Here is a 17,167-nt window from a genome sequence, read left to right on the forward strand (position 1 = left end):
GCTTACTGCGCCTGCTTGAGCTGCTCCAGAATGGCCGGATTCTCTAGCGTAGACGTGTCCTGCGTAATCTCCTCACCCTTGGCAATCACGCGAAGCAAACGGCGCATGATCTTGCCCGAACGAGTCTTCGGCAGGTTGTCGCCAAAGCGAATGTCCTTCGGCTTGGCGATCGGCCCGATCTCCTTGCCCACCCAATTACGCAGTTCAACGGCCAGTTGCTTGGCTTCGTCGCCCGTCGGGCGCGAACGCTTGAGCACCACGAACGCCACGATCGCCTCGCCCGTGGTGTCGTCGGGGCGCCCCACGACCGCCGCTTCGGCCACGAGAGGATTGGCGACAAGCGCCGACTCGATTTCCATCGTGCCCATGCGGTGACCCGAGACGTTCAGCACGTCGTCGATACGGCCCATGATCGTGAAGTAGCCCGTCTTGGCGTCGCGAATCGAGCCATCCCCCGCCAGATAGATCTTGCCGCCCAACTCCGACGGGAAGTAGCTCGACTTGTAACGCTCCGGATCGCCCCAGATCGTACGAATCATCGCCGGCCACGGACGCTTGATCACCAGCATGCCGCCCTGACCGTTGGGCACGTCCTGCCCGGTTTCGTCGACGATGGCCACCGCAACGCCCGGCAGACCCAGCGTGCACGACCCCGGCACCAGCGGCGTGGCACCCGGCAGCGGCGTAATCACGTGTCCGCCCGTCTCCGTCTGCCACCACGTGTCGACGATCGGGCAACGCCCGCCGCCAACGTTTTCGTAGTACCACATCCACGCCTCCGGATTGATCGGCTCGCCGACCGACCCGAGAATGCGCAGCGACGACAGGTCGTACTGTTTCGGATGCACCGCGGGTGTCTGCTCGGCCGCCTTGATCAAAGAACGGATCGCCGTCGGCGCTGTATAGAACACGGTCACCTTGTGACGCCCGATCATCTCCCAGAACCGCCCCGCATTCGGGTACGTGGGCACGCCTTCGAACACGATCTGCGTCGCGCCCACCGCCAACGGACCATAAGCGATGTACGTGTGACCAGTGATCCAGCCAATGTCGGCCGTGCACCAGAAAACGTCGTCGGGCTTGATGTCGAAGGTCCACTGCATGGTGAGCGACGCCCACAGCAGATAGCCACCGGTGCTGTGCTGCACCCCCTTCGGCTTGCCCGTCGAGCCCGACGTATAGAGGATGAAAAGCGGATGCTCCGCGCTGACCCACTCCGGTTCGCACTGATCCGATTGACCGGCGACGAGATCTTGCAGCACTTCGTCACGACCTGGGTGCATCGTCACATTGCCGCCCGTGCGACGGTAGACAATCACGGACTTCACATGGTCGCAGCCGCCCATCGCGAGCGCTTCGTCGACGATGGCCTTCAAGGGCAGCGCCTTGCCGCCCCGCATCTGCTCGTCGGCAGTGACGATCGCCACCGCCCCGGCGTCGATCACGCGCTCGTTGAGCGACTTGGCCGAGAAGCCGCCGAAGACGACCGAATGCGTCGCGCCGATACGCGCGCACGCCTGCATGGCGACCACGCCTTCGATCGACATCGGCATATAGATGACCACGCGGTCGCCCTTCTTCACTCCCTTGGCCTTGAGCGCATTGGCGAAGCGGCTCACGCGCGCGAGCAGGTCGCGATAGGTGACCGGGGTCACCGTGCCATCGTCTGCCTCGAACAGAATGGCCGTCTTCTCGCCCAGGCCCGCTTCAATCTGGCGATCCAGACAGTTATAGGAAGCGTTGATCTGACCGTCGGCGAACCACGTGTAGAACGGCGCGTTGGTCTCGTCGAGGACTTGCGTGAACGGCTTGTGCCAGGCCAGATTTTCGCGCGCCTGGCGCGCCCAGAATCCCTCGTAATCCTTGTCGGCCTCGGCGCACAGCGCCTCATAGGCGGGCATGCCGGAGATCTTCGCTTGGGCGACGAGCGCCTGCGGCGGCGCGAAGACGCGCTGCTCCTGCAATACCGATTCGATTGCTGCCATGAGTTGTCCCCTCTTATAGATATGCAAAAACCATTGCAATCAAGCCCAAACAGATCGCTAACGTCACATTAAGACGAGCGACTTACTAACGCCTTACACTGGCGCACGCGACATCGTCGCGCCGCGCGCGGGACTCGCGCGAACGCGCACCCGTAGGGCGTCAGACTGTGGCGAATTCGCTACAATCCTACCCGCATCCCCCCGACTCGCCACCCCGGACTCGCACGGAGCGCCCGTGAATTCGACATCTCCGTTCCAACCACCCACGCCGTCGCCCCCGACGGGGTCACCCGCCGACCGCCTGTTTGCGCGTTTTCCGAGTTTCGCGCTGGCACTGGCGATGACCTTCGTGGGCACCAACGTCGGCATCGGCAAGACCATGGTCGCCGTCATGCCGGTGGCCGCCTTCGCGCTGTGGCGCTTCGTGATCGCCATCGTCGCCCTCGCGCCCCGCTACCGTCCCTCGGCCATGCGACGCGTCACGCGCCCCCAATGGCGCAACCTTTTCGTGCAAACGTTCTTCGGCACGTTTCTCTTCACCTTGCTCATGCTCTCGGGCGTACGGATGACGACGGCCACCGCCGCCGGGGTCATCACCGCGACGCTGCCGGCCTGTGTCGCCCTGCTGTCGTGGGGCGTGCTGCGCGAACGCCCGTCACGACGCACGCTGGTGAGCATCGGACTGGCGATTGCCGGGGTCGCCCTGCTCAACCTGTCGCGCGGCGACACGCACAGCGCCAGCGCCCCGGGCGCCGCCGGCAACGCCTGGCTGGGCAACCTGCTCGTGCTCGGCGCCGTGGTCTGCGAAGCCATTTACGTGATCGTCTCGAAACGGCTCGCCGCCGAACTCGCCGCCATCGATATCTGCGCCTACACCCACCTGATCGGCGGCGCGCTGATGCTCCCCTTCGGCGTGGCGGGCCTGATGGCCGTGAACTACGCAGCGCTGACGCCCTGGCATTGGGCGCTCATCGTCTGGTACGGACTCGCCGCCAGTGTCTTCTCGTTTTTCCTGTGGATGCGCGGCATTCGGCACGTCAGCGCTCAACTCGCGGGGGTTTTCACCGCCATGGTGCCCGTGGCGGCGACCGCGTACGGCGTGATCTTCCTCGGCGAGCGGCTGGCCCCCGCCCAAGGCGCCGCGCTGGCCCTGACCGTCGCCGGGATCGTGCTCGCCGCGTTGCCGCGCGCCGGTTCACGCAAGACGCTATTGCCCGCCCGAGATTGAATCGGACACAGCGCCTGCGGCCAGACGTTGTAAAATGCCCGCCAAGCCGAATGTCGCGACGCGATATCCGTCACGGGCAAGCCAGTCGCCGTATCGCCCGATGTCCTTCTATTTGATTTGCGTATCCAATAATTCCGGTCTGCCGCGGCAAGCGCCGACCACTGTCACCACTTCGTCAAAACCGCCATGTCGACTCCCGGCCGCCCGTCCGACGCGCCGATGCGCCCCCTGCCCCGCATCATCTTCTTCAGCCGTTGGCTCCAACTGCCGCTGTATCTGGGGCTGATTGCCGCGCAAGGCGTCTACGTCTACAAGTTCCTGGCCGAACTCTGGCACCTGATCTCGCACGCCACGACGTTCGACGAAACGCAGATCATGCTCGTCGTGCTCGGCCTGATCGACGTGGTGATGATCTCGAACCTGCTCATCATGGTCATCATCGGCGGCTACGAGACGTTCGTCTCGCGCCTCGGTGTCGAAGGCCATCCTGACGAGCCGGAGTGGCTCGATCATGTGAACGCCGGCGTGCTCAAGGTGAAGCTGTCGATGGCGCTCATCAGTATTTCGTCGATCCACCTGCTCAAGACCTTTATCGATGCCGCCCAGCAAACGCCCCACACGATCATGTGGCAGGTGATCATTCATTGTGTCTTCCTGCTTTCCGCCGTCGTCATGGCCGTCGTCAACAAGTTGACGAACGAGAGCCACGCCCCGGCGTACGCGACCCCGCAAGTCATTACCCCCATCCGTCCCCACTAAGTCGAGAGCCGTTTCATGTCTACCGTCATTAAAGAAGACGACGTCATTCAGAGCGTCGCCGGTGCCCTGCAGTACATCAGCTACTACCATCCGGCCGATTACATCCAGGCACTGGGCCGGGCGTACGAGGCCGAGCAAAGCCCCGCCGCGCGCGACGCCATCGCGCAGATCCTGACCAACAGCCGCATGTGCGCCGAAGGCCGCCGCCCGCTGTGCCAGGACACCGGCATCGTGACCGTGTTCGTGAAGGTCGGCATGAATGTGCGCTGGGACGCCAAGCGCAACCTCACCGACATGATCAACGAAGGCGTGCGTCAGGCGTACATGCACCCGGACAACGTGCTGCGTGCCTCGATCGTGGCGCCGCCCGAAGCCGGCCGCAAGAATACGAAGGACAACACGCCCGCCGTCATCCACTACGAAATCGTGGAAGGCGACAAGGTCGACATCACGGTCGCAGCCAAGGGCGGCGGCTCGGAGAACAAGTCGAAGTTCGTGATGCTCAACCCGTCCGATTCGATCGTCGACTGGGTCGTGAAGACGGTGCCGACGATGGGCGCCGGCTGGTGCCCGCCGGGCATGCTCGGCATCGGGATCGGCGGCACGGCGGAAAAAGCCATGGTGCTCGCCAAGGAATCGCTCATGGACCCGATTGACATCCATGACGTCATCAAGCGCGGTCCGCAGAACTGGAACGAAGAGCTGCGTATCGAGCTGTTCGAGAAGGTCAACGCCCTCGGCATCGGCGCGCAAGGCCTGGGCGGCCTGGCGACCGTGCTCGACGTGAAGATCCTCGACTACCCGACGCACGCGGCGTCCAAGCCGGTCGCCATGATCCCGAACTGCGCGGCCACGCGTCATGCGCACTTCACGCTGGACGGCTCGGGCCCGTCGTTCCTCGCCGCACCGTCGCTCGACGCATGGCCGAACGTACACTGGGCACCGAATACCGAGACGAGCAAGCGCGTCGACCTGGACACGCTCACGCCGGAAGAAGTCGCCAGCTGGACGCCGGGCCAGACCCTGCTGCTCTCGGGCAAGATGCTCACCGGTCGCGACGCGGCACACAAGCGCATCGCTGACATGATCGGCCGCGGCGAGCCGCTGCCGGTGGACTTCAACGGCCGCGCGATTTACTACGTCGGCCCGGTCGATCCGGTGCGCGACGAAGTCGTCGGCCCGGCGGGCCCGACCACGTCCACCCGCATGGACAAGTTCACCGACATGATGCTGTCGAAGACGGGGCTCGCCGTCATGATCGGCAAATCGGAGCGCGGCCCGGCCGCCATCGAGGCGATCAAGAAGCACAAGGCTGCGTACCTGATGGCTGTTGGCGGTGCCGCTTATCTCGTGTCCAAGGCCATTCGTGCGGCGCGCGTGCTCGCCTTCGAAGACCTCGGCATGGAAGCGATCTACGAGTTCGACGTCAAGGACATGCCCGTGACGGTGGCCGTCGATTCGACCGGCGTCTCGGTGCACCAGACCGGTCCGAAGGAATGGCAAGCCAAGATCGGCAAGATCCCGGTCGCTGCCGAGTAATGCGCCGTAAAGCGACGTAGCGCGAAGTAGCGCGCCACAACGCGACACCCGGTTGCCCCCGGCCGCAGACAGCCGGGTCAGCGCCTGCTGGACCGAGCCCGGCCTTCGCCGGGCTTTTTTTGTCCGCTCGGCGCCGATCCGCGCCATGCCGATCTCACATGAAGGAGCACGAATGGATCGCATTTCCATTTGCACCTTGGTTCACGAAAGGCCCGGCAAGGCTTGGCTTCCCAGCCTTTTCAGGCTACGCTTCAACCGCTCGCAAACCGAACAAGGCAGGGATTCCAAATGAAAGGCGACAAGAAAGTTCTCGAACTCCTCAACGCGCAGCTCACGAACGAGTTGACGGCGATCAACCAGTACTTTCTGCACGCCCGGATGTACAACCACTGGGGCCTCGCAAAGCTCGGCAAGCACGAGTACGACGAGTCCATCGGCGAGATGAAGCACGCCGACAAGCTGATCGAACGCATCTTCATGCTCGACGGCCTGCCCAACCTGCAAGATCTGCACAAGCTGCTCATCGGCGAGAACACGGAAGAAATCCTGAAGTGCGATCTGAAGCTCGAATACCTCTCGCAAAAGACTTGCAAGGAAGGGATCGCCCATTGCGAAAGCGTGAAGGACTTCGTCTCGCGCGAAATCTTCAACGAGATCCTGCACGACACCGAAGAGCACATCGATTGGTTGGAAACGCAAATCGAACTGATCGACAAGGTCGGTCTGCAGAACTATCAGCAGTCCGGCATGGCGTCGTTCGACGAATAAGGTCGCACGCCGCAGCACGCGGACGCACCACGCATCGCCGCACCGATATGGGTTCGCGGGCTTTGCGCTAGAATTCCAGGGTCGGCCATTTGCCGGCCCTTTTTCGTTTGCCATGCCCTCCAACGCGCCGATTGGCGTTTTCGATTCCGGTCTCGGCGGCCTGTCGGTGCTTCAGGCCGTACGCGCCCTCCTCCCGCAAGAGTCCCTGCTCTATGTGGCCGACTCCCGCTTCGCTCCGTACGGCGAGCGCCGCGACGCGTTCATCGAACAACGCACACTGGCGATCGGCCGGTGGCTGCGCGAGCGCGGTGCCAAGGCACTCGTCGTCGCCTGCAACACCGCGACGGCGCACGGCGTGGCAGCGCTTCGCGCCGATGCCTCGTGGCCGGTCGTCGGCGTCGAGCCCGGCATCAAACCCGCAGCGGCAGTGTCGAAGCGCGGTGTAATCGGGGTTCTGGCTACGGCGGCCACGCTGCGCAGCACCCGGTTCGCCGATCTGCTCGCGCGCCACACCGCACAAGGCCAACGCTTCCTTTGCCAGCCGGGTCACGGGCTCGTCGAGCGCATCGAAGCCGGCGATGTCGACTCACCCGACGTCATGGCACTGCTCGAACGATACGTGGAACCGATGGTGTCGCAAGGCGCCGACACGCTCGTGCTCGGCTGCACCCACTATCCCTTCCTGATACCGGCCATCCAGCGACGCTTCGGCACGACGCTCTCCCTTATCGACACCGGTGCGGCCATCGCCCGGCAGCTTGAGCGGCGTCTTGAATCCGATGCCCTGATCGCCCCTCGTCTGCCCGACACCTGTGGCGACCTCAAATTGTTCGCCACCGCGAACGCGAGCGCGCTGCAGACGATGGCCGATCGGCTACTGCCCAACGCGCCACGCGTTCAGACGATCGAGATCGCCGACATTGCCGAGATCACGTCGGATGGCCCGGCCAGTCTCGATCCGCTCCCAAACCTTCCCATCATCTCCGCCTGAACCCGCGACCGCAAACCCCTGCTCGCACCATGGAATAGGTCGACGGCACTTGCAAAACATCATCACTTGAATAATAATTATTCTCATTAGTGTTACATTTTGACGTTTTCATCATGATCGTCTGCGTCTGCAAATCCGTCTCCGAACGCCAGATCAAGGCCTGCATCGATGCCGGTGCCACCTCGATGGAAGATCTTCAGATCGACCTCGGCGTTGCGCTGTGCTGCGGCAAGTGCGGCCCTTATGTTCAGGAAATGGTGTCCGGTGCGTCGCCGTGCTGCGGCCGCTCGTGCGATGGTGGCTGCCAGTCAGCCCATGCGACGCCCTCCTCGGAAGTCGTGGTCGTGCGGGAGCTGGCGCTGGCCGCCTGAGACGGCTCGCACCGTCACGCCCTCCCCCGATTGCCCTGCGGCATCGGCAGCAATTCTGCCGAGTGTTCTGCCTGGCATGTTTCCGAATCGCCTCTGCGGCCAAGTGTCGCATCGGCAACAGCGCCAGCCAACGGCGGCCTATGCGACGATTCGCATGTGCCGCCCAGCGCCAGCCAGCGACTTCTCACCCACCGGAGGTGTCAAATGGAACTCCTGATTGGCTTTGTGTCGACGCTATGTTTGTCGTTTTTCCTGTTTCGAAAGTGAGTTCGCGCACGGCGCTCGATTCATGCCGTCACTGTGTTCGCCGACCGCGCCGCTTGGCGCGGTTTTCCTTTCATCGTACGTCCCGGCCTATCCCGAACGTCGAGTCATCGCGCACCGCGCAGCGCTCGCCGTTCGTCGCCGCAATTTAGCGTACCCTAGCCGTTACCATGTCGACCGTGCCCCCTTCTGGCCTCACGCTCATGCCGAGCCGCGATCCGCTGATGTCGCCGCGCGCCGTCGCAATTGCGGCAGTGATCGTCGTCGCCCACATTGCCGCGCTGGTGGGCCTGTCGCACCTGCGAAATGCCCCGGCGCCGGCCACGATTGTGCCGACGGTCTTCACCGCCACCATCGTTCCGCCCCAACCGAGACCCGCGCCGCCGCAGGCATCCCCCCCCAAGCCCGCGCCCGAACCTCCGAAGCCAAAGGTCGCTCCGCCGCCGCCCAAGCCTCGCGTATCGGCGCCCAATGCCATCGCACAAAAGGCCGAGCCGGTAGCGCCGCCGCAGCCAAGTGCCGAGCCGGTGAAAGACACGGCACCTGTCGCGCCAGCGGCACCGCCAGCACCGGCACAGGCCGTCGCGCCGCCGGGCCGCGTCGAAGGGCTGAAACTCGAATGCCCGGATCCGCCGCTGATCTATCCGACGCAGTCACGCCGACTCGGTGAGGAGGGCGTCGCGACGGTAAGGATGGTCATCAATGTGCAAGGCCGAGTGGCGGAGGCAAACATCGTCAAGTCGAGTGGTTATCCGAGACTCGATAAAGCCGCCATCGAATCGGCCTACAAGATGCGCTGCGCTGCGCCTATGAAAGACGGACGCGCGGTAGAAACCACGGCGACGAAGCCTTTCAGATTCAACATCGACAATTAACGCAACCCTTCACGAACGGGATCTCCCGAGGAAAGCAAAATGCAAGAGTATGGTTTGAGCCACGTCTGGGCGCAGGGCGATTTCGTTACCCGAGCCATCGCGATCGTGTTGTTGGTGATGTCGGTGCTGTCGTGGACGGTCATCCTCATCAAGGGCACCCAGGTCTTCCGCCTGAGCCGCCTGACGCGCACCGCCGAGCCGGATTTCTGGCACTCGGAGAATTTCTCCGCCGGTCTGCAGAAGCTGGGGGAATCCGGGCAGAACAACCCGTTCCTCGCACTGGCCCTCGCCGGCCAGGACGCCGCCGAGCATCACCGCCAGAGCCAGCCGCACCTGCACGACAAGATGGATGTAAGCGACTGGATCACGCGCGCCCTGAAGAACTCGGTGGACGACACGGTGTCGCGCCTGCAAAGCGGCCTGGCCATGCTGGCGTCGATCGGCTCGACCGCACCGTTCGTCGGTCTGTTCGGCACGGTGTGGGGCATCTATCACGCCCTGCTGGCGATCGGCGCATCGGGTCAGACGACGATCGACAAAGTGGCCGGCCCGGTGGGCGAGGCGCTCATCATGACCGCCTTCGGTCTGTTCGTCGCCATTCCGGCCGTGCTCGGCTTCAACGCCCTGACGCGCGCCAACAAGGGCATCGTGTCGAAGCTCAACCGTTTTGCCCACAGCCTGCACGCCTACTTCCTGACCGGCGCCAGCCTGCACCCGACGCAGTTCGCGACCAACGTCTCGCCGGTGCGCAAGTCCACCCCGGCCAGCGCCAGCTAAGCCGCCGCGCCAGACAAGGAGTTCGCCATGGCTATGGGTTCATACAGCAGCGACGACGGTGCCGACGACGCCATGATGAGCGAGATCAACATGACGCCGCTCGTCGACGTCATGCTGGTACTGCTGATCATCTTCATCGTGACGCTGCCGGTGCTCAATCAATCGGTCAAGCTCGACCTGCCGCAGGCAAGTAGCCAGCCGGAAGACACCAAGCCGGCCAAGATCGATCTGTCGATCCAGGCCGACGGCACCGTCTTCTGGGACAAGCAGGTCGTCGACGAGACCGCACTCAAGGCGCGTCTGGCGCAGGCCGCCGAAGCGCAGCCGCAGCCGGAACTGCACCTGTTCGCCGACAAGAACGTGCGCTACGAGAGCGTCGCCAAAGTGCTGGCGCAAGCGCAGACGGCCGGCATCACCAAACTCGGCTTCGTGACCGCCCCCGACACGAAATAGGTTTGACGCGTTCACGAATCGCGCAAGCGCGGTGCTCGTCACCGCGCTTTTTTTCGCCCATCGAATTCGCAAACGACGTCGTGCGGCCACATTTGGCCGGCATTGTTCCAATCGGGTAACAATCCTTCCTGCGTTACGGGCTACTCCCGGGGCCATGCGCCCCGATATAGTTTGGGCACGACATTGGACGCACAACGCCATCTCGGCATGCGCCCCCCCCACAGGAGGTTTCCCCATGAGCACCCCGTCGGCCCGCCCGATCGCCCGCGTCTTTACGGCAGCGCAAACGCAGGAAGGCGCCGGTTTTCACGTCAATCGCCCGTTCCCCACGCGCATGATGGCGGACTTCGATCCGTTCCTCCTGCTCGACGAAATGGGGCCAATGCAAGTCGCCCCCGGCGACGCCAAGGGCGCCCCCGATCACCCGCACCGCGGCTTCGAGACCGTGACGTACTTGCTCGCTGGCGAAATGGAGCATCGCGACTCACAAGGCCACGCGGGCAAGCTCACGCCGGGCGACGTGCAGTGGATGACGGCCGGTGCGGGCGTCATCCACTCCGAAATGCCCTCGCAGGCCTTTCAGCAGCGCGGCGGCGAGATGCACGGCTTCCAGCTCTGGGTGAACCTGCCGCGCACGGACAAGATGATGACGCCGCGCTACCAGGAACTGCCGGCGGCCGGCATCCCGAGCGCGACCAGCGAAGACGGCAAAGTGTCGGTGCGCGTAATTGCGGGCGAGGCGCTTGGAACGCGCGCCGCCATCGAAACGCGGACGCCGATCCTGTACCAGCACTTCACGCTGCAATCGCAGGGAGTGCTCGATCATTCGGTGCCCACGGACTTCAACGTGTTCGCCTATGTGATCGACGGCGAAGGGCAATTCGGCGACGACGCCACTGTGGCCAAGACGCATCAGATGGTCGTATTCGGCGACGCCGGCGAGCGCATTGCCGTGCGCAACGTTAGCGACAGACCGATGTCGTTCCTGCTGATCGGCGGCAAGCCGCTGGGTGAGCCGGTGGCCCGCTACGGCCCGTTCGTGATGAACACGGAGGGCGAGATTCGTCAGGCGATTCTCGACTTCCAGGCCGGCCGAATGGGACGGATTCCGGCCTCGAGCACTACCGACTGAGGCGTCGTCGTCGGGGAGATCCCCGCCGTTCGTACCGGCCCGGTGAATTTGGGTCACAATGGCACGCAGAGTGCGTTGTGGCTCGACGTCTTCACCGGGCCGTTCTCATCCTCTCCCGATACGTTCCGTGACGTTCACCCTAACGTTGATTTGGCCCCCACAGGAGCTGCCATGGCTGCAGAAGCGATAGTCACCGCCCATCTGGGCGCCGCAGGTTTTACCACGCCTCTCTCGGACGGCAAGCATGAATGGCTGGCCGACGAGCCCGCGGCGCTCGGCGGCGGCGACCTCGGTCCCGCCCCTGCGGCGTTGCTGCTTTCCAGTCTCGGCGCCTGCACCTCGATCACGTTGCAGATGTATGCGCGGCGCAAGGAATGGCCGCTCAAGGAAGTGACCGTGACGCTCGCGATGAATCCGGACGGCAAACCGCCCGTCGGGACCACGCAAATCACGCGCAAAATCGAACTGGCCGGAGATTTGTCGGAGGAGCAGCGTCAGCGCCTCTTGGAAATCGCGAATGCGTGCCCAATTCACAAGGTGTTATCGGGCACCATTGCCATCGACAGTCTGTTGGTCGAGTAATATTCGGCGCGACGCCGGCATGCTGTCACCGCATGCCGGCCCGCACCGATGCACGGGGAGACTTTCTTGCAGTACGAACACCTGATCGAGGTCAACGACCTCCTGAATCCGCTGGCCTTCGCGTTGACGCGCGATCAACTGTGGCGCGGTCTCGTGCTGCGCGCCGAGCAACCGGAGACTTTCGTGCTCGGACTCGACACGTGCATCGTGCACGAACGCACCGACGACTCGCTGACCCGCGAGCTGCGCTTCGGTGAAGCGGTGGTGCACGACCGGGTCGTCTTCGAGGCCCAGCAGTGGGTGCGCTACGAGACGGCGGCGACGGATCAACACGCGGGTGGCACCCTCACCATGCGTATCGAAGAGCCGACGCCGACGCATTACTTCGTGCGCTTCACCTACAGCACCACACTGCAGGAAGACGCCGCCACGGCAGACACGCGCTATAGCGAGTTCGTGAAGTCCGCCTATCGTGAGGCCGATATCGACACCGTCGGGCAGATCCGGGCACTCGCCGAACAAGGCGCGCTGGGCTAAGCGATCATCGGCAAACGATTCGCCGGGCGTGGCGTGCCACCCGTCCGGCGAATCCGCGATTAGCTACTCACTATTTGGAATTCACAGCAATAGCCATATTTCAATGTAAATAGTAATGATTCTCATTTAATATCTGTCTCATAGTCAGCCACACGGATGAGCGAGATGACCGCAAGCCACACCCCTGCCCGCCAGACCCCGCCCGCCATGGCACCGCGCCGCACGTTGTCGGCGTCACGTGCGCAAACGGATAGATCGGCCAGCCACACCACGGGGCGCGCGCTCACGAGCGAACACCTGCTGCAAGGCACGCAATGCGTGAACATCCTGCACAACGGACAGACGTATCAGTTGCGCGCCACGCGGTACGGCAAGTTGATCCTGACGAAATAAGACGCGCAATCCGTCATGAATTTTGGCGGCGGCACGACCACGACCGTGCCGCCCCGTTACCGAGTTTTGTGGGGACCACCTCGCCTAAGAGGTGTTTGGCAGTAGCCAGCGAATGCAACGCAATCCCATGTAGTTACGGCAAGCCCCTCTCTACCTGCGTTGCACGCCAGCCAAGCCGCTTTTTTTGTCCGTCCACGCGAGTTTCATTGATGTTCTCCTCGTGGCCCAGCCTGCCAAGCCTCAGGGGGTGGCCATCCGGCCTGACAAGCCTTTGACCCGTCCGCGAGGACGGGTTTTTCTTTGGTGCCGTCGAAAAAAAAGCATCGTCGAACTCATCGACGATGCTTTTTGTCCCTACGGATCTGTGGAGGCGGGCGAGTGCCCCGAGGCACTTAGGCGCTCAGGCGCGCTTGACCGCCGCGATCCCAGCCCGCGCGATCTGGGCATCCTGCGTCGACTTCACACCGGACACACCGACCGCGCCAATCACGTTGCCGTCGATCACGATGGGCACGCCGCCTTCGAGCATCGCGGTGTTCGGCGCGCTCAGGAACGCAAAGCGGCCGCCATTGATCATCTCCTCGAACGCGCCGCTTTCACGACGGCCGACCGCGGAGGTCTGCGCCTTGCCCAGCGACATCATGGCCGTGCTGGGCGCCGCACCGTCCATACGATACAGCGACAGCGCGTGACCGCCGTCGTCGACGATCGTGATGCACACGTTCCAACCGTTCGCGGTGGCTTCGGCCACGGCGGCGGCGTTGATCTTCTGCACGTCTTCAACGCTCAGGACAGCTTTCGTCTTCATACGTCTCTCTCGTTTGAGGTTGGCAATTCAAGGAGCCCGCATCCATGCGTGACCCCGATTCGTTCGTCGTCCCTTTGAGACGCCGGTACTTCGTGGCATCGAAAAGGGAATGAAAAAGCTCAATGCCCCACGGCCAGGGCCATCCATTCGCGCAGCGCCTGATGCGTGGTGCGCAAGCCACCGACGGTGGGCCACCAGCCGGGAATAACATCCGCTTCGAACGCATTCGCATTGCAGCACGGTGCGGGTACCACCGTCAGTCCAGCACGTTCGAACTGGTCGCGAGCCCGACGCATATGCCAGGCGCTCGTGACCAGATAGACGCGCGACACGCCGACGTTCGCCAGCATACGCGCGCTGAAGGTGGCGTTTTGCGCCGTATTCAACGATTGTCCTTCTATCCAGCGCACCGGGACGCCGAATTCTTCGGTCGCGACTTGGGCCATCATGCGCGCCTCGACCACATCGCCAGTCGGACTGCCGCCCGAGACAAGCACCGGCAATTGCGTGCGACGCGCGAGCAGCGCGCCATACCGCACGCGGGCCAACGTGGGGGCCTTCAGATCGGAATCGCGTTCACGCCCGAATTCTGGCGCATGATGGGTCGCCCCGCCACCAAGGATCACCACCGCCTGCGGCAGCGTCGCTGCCGCCCCGCTCGCCCCGCGCGCGGCGTCGAGCGACTTGAGATCGATCGGGGAGCCGGTTTCCAGCGGTCGAGCCAACTGCCGGCCGAACCAAGGCATCGCCTGCACCCATAGCGCAAGTATCGCGACGATCGCCAGCGTTTTGCCGACACGCGGACAGCGCCGCCCGATGGCGACGGCGAAACCCGCTAGCAGCAGTACATTGACCGGCGGCAGGAACAGGCTGACGAGAAGAGTGCGGGCAAGCCAATCGAGGGACATCCGGCCAGTGTACTGGACTGCACTGCGCAGCGCACCCTTTCTCTATGACATCTTCCGTACGATAGCCGGGCCTAGCGTCAGGCTGTCAGGCCAGCAGGCTGCGCAGCATCCATGCGTTCTTTTCGTGCAGTTGCATGCGTTGCGTGAGCAGGTCGGCGGTCGGCTCGTCGGAGGCGGCGTCGACCGTCGGGAAAATGCCGCGCGCGGTGCGGGTCACCGCTTCCTGCCCTTCGACCAATTGGCGAATCATCTCTTCGGCAGCCGGCACGCCGTCGGCTTCGGGAATCGACGACAGCTTCGCAAACTCCTTGTAGGTCCCCGGCGCCGGGTAACCCAACGCGCGAATACGCTCGGCAATCAGGTCGACGGCCAGGGCGAGTTCGTTGTACTGCCCTTCGAACATCAGATGCAGCGTGTTGAACATCGGACCGGTCACATTCCAATGGAAGTTGTGCGTCTTCAGGTAAAGGGTGTAGGTGTCGGCCAGCAGATGGCTCAATCCTTCGACGATACGCTTGCGATCCTTCTCGCTGATGCCGATGTTCACACTAGCCACATTGTTCTTCTTTGCCATGATCCGACTCCGTTGGTGATGGTGCCCCCGTCGTACTGTGGGGGCACGCTGGACTGAAATGAAAATGCCGGCGCAGGCCGACGAATCCCGACTTCGGCGGGCATCGGTCCAGTCTATCGGGATCGCGTGGCGATTCCCGGCACGTCTGGATGTGATGCCTCTCACCCGCCGATGTTTCGCGCGAGCGCTCTCCGTACTTTCCTCGAGACGTGCGCGCTGGCATTCCGGTTACACTGCGCGCATGTCCGCCGACCCCGCAGATTCCGCCTACCGCCTGTCGATGCCCGACCGCCCGGCCGCGCACGACAAAGCGGACCGTGCCACGCCTCCCGCTCAAACGCCTCTGCCGCGCCAACTCCTGGTGACGCCCGATATCGCGACGCGCTCACAGATTGCCGGGTTCGCGTCACAACTCGCGCAAGCACTCGCCCGCGGCATCCGGCTGGTACAGCTTCGCAATCGTTCGCTCGATGCCGACAGCTACCGGGCCTTGGCAGAGAGCGCCCTAGCATTGACCCATGCGGCAGGTGCGCAACTTATCCTCAACCCGCCGCAAAGCGTTGCGGATCTCTGGCTCGACGCACCGAACGGCGTGCACGCCAGTACTGTCCCGCAGGCAGACGGCTGGCATCTGACGAGTGCGCGACTCATGGTCTGCGATGCTCGTCCCGCGGGCTGGAAGCTTGTCAGCGCCGCCTGTCACAACGCCGCACAGGTCGAACGCGCCACGCTTCTGGGCCTCGACTTCATTACGCTATCGCCCGTGCTCGTCACCGCGACGCATCCGGACGCCAAGCCGCTTGGCTGGCCCGCATTCACCGCGCTCGCCGCGCAAACGTCGCTGCCGGTGTTCGCCCTCGGCGGCATGCGGGACGACGCCTTGTCGAGCGCGCGCCACGCCGGGGCCTACGGCATCGCCGCCATACGCGCTTTCTGGCCGTAGTCGACGCGCTCAGTCATGGCTTGCCGGGCTTCTCGATGCTTAAGACTAATTCGCCTTATGAAAACGGTCGAGTTAATCGTTTTTATGCGTTCAATAGCTAAAAACAATACGCCGCAGCACCAAGCGACGGCGTATTGCACCTTCAAGCGGTAACGGAACGGGTGGGTCCCGGCGTATCAGTTCGACGTTGCCGGCAGATCGAGGGGAATCACGCCCGGCAGATGGCATCGGGCGATGGCTTGCGCCACGGCGTCGATGGCGGGCAGCCGCGTGAAGCTCTTGCGCCACGCCAGCACGACGCGACGGTCAGGCACTGGTGCCGAGAACGGCACATAGCGCAGCAGACTGTCGGGCGCCTGCGTCTCGGGCACCGACGTCTTCGGCAGCACGGTGATGCCTACGCCGCTCGCGACCATATGACGAATGGTCTCCAGCGAAGAGCCTTCGAACGTCTTCTGGATGCCGTCGGCATTCTGCGAGAAGCGCATCAGTTCCGGACACACACCCAGCACGTGATCGCGGAAACAATGCCCACTGCCCAGCAGCAGCATCGTCTCCTGCTTGAGATCGCCCGCGTCGATGTGCTCACGCTCGGACCACGGATGCGAACGCGGCAGCGCCACGACGAACGGTTCGTCGTAAAGCGGGCGCACCATCAGGCCGCTCTCCGGGAACGGCAGCGCCATGACCGCCGCATCGATTTCGCCCTGCTTGAGCAGCTCGATAAGCTTGAGCGTGTAGTTCTCCTGCAGCATGAGCGGCATCTGCGGCGTCGTCTCGATCATCTGTTTGACGAGGGACGGCAGCAGATACGGCCCGATCGTGTAGATCACGCCCAGACGCAGCGGCCCGGCAAGCGGATCGCGCCCCTGCTTGGCGATTTCCTTGATGGCGATCGTCTGCTCGAGCACTCGCTGCGCCTGGGCAACGATCTGCTCGCCGAGCGGCGTCACGCTCACTTCGGCGGCGCCACGCTCGAAAATCTGTACGTTCAGCTCGTCTTCGAGCTTCTTGATGGCCACCGAAAGCGTCGGCTGGCTGACGAAACAGGCTTCCGCTGCGCGACCGAAATGGCGTTCGCGCGCCACCGCCACGATGTACTTGAGTTCCGTGAGGGTCATGTCGTCCTAACCTGTGTAAATTAATCGAATTACCGCAATCGATAGATTTTGTTTTTTATAGCACAATCGAGCGGCGATTGCCCGTTTTCGGTCGACGTCCACGTTGATGCCAGCGCAGATGCGTCCGTTGACGCCTCACCGCCCGACCGTCGCGCAGAC

19 protein-coding genes are annotated in these 17,167 nt (G+C 63.5%); 14 read left to right on the top strand and 5 right to left on the bottom strand.

Annotated elements, in window-relative coordinates:
- Positions 1-2: 2 nt before the first annotated feature.
- Positions 3-1,985 (bottom strand): acetate--CoA ligase, encoded by a 1,983-nt coding sequence (acs, locus tag PanNE5_RS02520; protein WP_017233121.1) that lies wholly within the window; start codon positions 1,983-1,985, stop codon positions 3-5.
- 340 nt (positions 1,986-2,325) lie between these two features.
- Here acs and PanNE5_RS02525 point away from each other — a divergent pair, with 340 nt between their 5' ends.
- From PanNE5_RS02525 to hemP, 13 genes are all read left to right on the top strand, one after another.
- Positions 2,326-3,213 (top strand): DMT family transporter, encoded by an 888-nt coding sequence (locus PanNE5_RS02525; RefSeq protein WP_261939786.1) that lies wholly within the window; start codon positions 2,326-2,328, stop codon positions 3,211-3,213.
- 186 nt (positions 3,214-3,399) lie between these two features.
- Positions 3,400-3,972: a TIGR00645 family protein gene (locus tag PanNE5_RS02530; RefSeq protein ID WP_017233120.1), complete on the top strand. Its 573-nt coding sequence runs from the start codon at positions 3,400-3,402 to the stop codon at positions 3,970-3,972.
- A gap of 15 nt (positions 3,973-3,987) precedes the next feature.
- A complete protein-coding gene (locus PanNE5_RS02535) occupies positions 3,988-5,511 on the top strand; it encodes a fumarate hydratase (RefSeq protein ID WP_150562485.1) in 1,524 nt (507 codons plus the stop codon).
- A gap of 288 nt (positions 5,512-5,799) precedes the next feature.
- Complete coding sequence (gene bfr / locus PanNE5_RS02540; RefSeq protein WP_017233118.1) at positions 5,800-6,279, top strand: bacterioferritin; 480 nt, start codon at positions 5,800-5,802, stop codon at positions 6,277-6,279.
- A gap of 112 nt (positions 6,280-6,391) precedes the next feature.
- Positions 6,392-7,270 carry a glutamate racemase gene (murI, locus tag PanNE5_RS02545; RefSeq protein WP_017233117.1) on the top strand — a complete coding sequence of 293 codons (879 nt, stop codon included), beginning with the start codon at positions 6,392-6,394 and terminating at the stop codon, positions 7,268-7,270.
- Between the two features lie 113 nt (positions 7,271-7,383).
- Positions 7,384-7,641, top strand: a complete 258-nt coding sequence (locus tag PanNE5_RS02550) for a bacterioferritin-associated ferredoxin (protein ID WP_017233116.1) — start codon at positions 7,384-7,386, stop codon at positions 7,639-7,641.
- 434 nt (positions 7,642-8,075) lie between these two features.
- Positions 8,076-8,780, top strand: a complete 705-nt coding sequence (locus tag PanNE5_RS02555; RefSeq protein ID WP_017233115.1) for an energy transducer TonB — start codon at positions 8,076-8,078, stop codon at positions 8,778-8,780.
- 39 nt (positions 8,781-8,819) lie between these two features.
- Positions 8,820-9,557, top strand: a complete 738-nt coding sequence (locus PanNE5_RS02560) for a MotA/TolQ/ExbB proton channel family protein (RefSeq protein WP_017233114.1) — start codon at positions 8,820-8,822, stop codon at positions 9,555-9,557.
- A gap of 27 nt (positions 9,558-9,584) precedes the next feature.
- Positions 9,585-10,010: an ExbD/TolR family protein gene (locus tag PanNE5_RS02565; RefSeq protein ID WP_026131790.1), complete on the top strand. Its 426-nt coding sequence runs from the start codon at positions 9,585-9,587 to the stop codon at positions 10,008-10,010.
- A 235-nt stretch (positions 10,011-10,245) separates the two neighbouring features.
- Positions 10,246-11,142, top strand: coding sequence for a pirin family protein (locus PanNE5_RS02570; RefSeq protein WP_261939172.1), 897 nt, complete (start codon positions 10,246-10,248; stop codon positions 11,140-11,142).
- A 171-nt stretch (positions 11,143-11,313) separates the two neighbouring features.
- Positions 11,314-11,724, top strand: a complete 411-nt coding sequence (locus PanNE5_RS02575) for an OsmC family protein (protein ID WP_017233111.1) — start codon at positions 11,314-11,316, stop codon at positions 11,722-11,724.
- A 66-nt stretch (positions 11,725-11,790) separates the two neighbouring features.
- The gene (locus tag PanNE5_RS02580; protein WP_261939173.1) at positions 11,791-12,261 is read left to right on the top strand and encodes an SRPBCC family protein; all 471 of its coding nucleotides are present in this window, start codon (positions 11,791-11,793) and stop codon (positions 12,259-12,261) included.
- 165 nt (positions 12,262-12,426) lie between these two features.
- Positions 12,427-12,654 (top strand): hemin uptake protein HemP, encoded by a 228-nt coding sequence (hemP, locus tag PanNE5_RS02585; RefSeq protein WP_410007556.1) that lies wholly within the window; start codon positions 12,427-12,429, stop codon positions 12,652-12,654.
- A gap of 400 nt (positions 12,655-13,054) precedes the next feature.
- Here the strand turns inward: hemP and PanNE5_RS02590 are convergent, their stop codons facing one another.
- The 3 genes from PanNE5_RS02590 to PanNE5_RS02600 all read right to left on the bottom strand — a co-directional run bounded on the left by PanNE5_RS02590 (position 13,055) and on the right by PanNE5_RS02600 (position 14,944).
- Positions 13,055-13,462, bottom strand: a complete 408-nt coding sequence (locus PanNE5_RS02590) for a GlcG/HbpS family heme-binding protein (protein WP_017233108.1) — start codon at positions 13,460-13,462, stop codon at positions 13,055-13,057.
- A 119-nt stretch (positions 13,463-13,581) separates the two neighbouring features.
- A complete protein-coding gene (locus PanNE5_RS02595; RefSeq protein WP_261939174.1) occupies positions 13,582-14,370 on the bottom strand; it encodes a YdcF family protein in 789 nt (262 codons plus the stop codon).
- Positions 14,371-14,455: 85 nt separating this feature from the next.
- Complete coding sequence (locus PanNE5_RS02600) at positions 14,456-14,944, bottom strand: Dps family protein (RefSeq protein WP_017233106.1); 489 nt, start codon at positions 14,942-14,944, stop codon at positions 14,456-14,458.
- Between the two features lie 241 nt (positions 14,945-15,185).
- Here PanNE5_RS02600 and PanNE5_RS02605 point away from each other — a divergent pair, with 241 nt between their 5' ends.
- On the top strand, positions 15,186-15,887 hold the full coding sequence (locus tag PanNE5_RS02605; protein WP_261939175.1) for a thiamine phosphate synthase: 702 nt from the start codon (positions 15,186-15,188) through the stop codon (positions 15,885-15,887).
- 176 nt (positions 15,888-16,063) lie between these two features.
- Here PanNE5_RS02605 and PanNE5_RS02610 read toward each other — a convergent pair whose 3' ends face one another.
- On the bottom strand, positions 16,064-17,008 hold the full coding sequence (locus PanNE5_RS02610) for a LysR substrate-binding domain-containing protein (protein WP_017233103.1): 945 nt from the start codon (positions 17,006-17,008) through the stop codon (positions 16,064-16,066).
- Between the last annotated feature and the right edge of the window lie 159 nt (positions 17,009-17,167).

The sequence above is a fragment of the Pandoraea sp. NE5 genome (assembly GCF_024363545.1).
Taxonomy (GTDB): Bacteria; Pseudomonadota; Gammaproteobacteria; order Burkholderiales; family Burkholderiaceae; genus Pandoraea; species Pandoraea cepalis.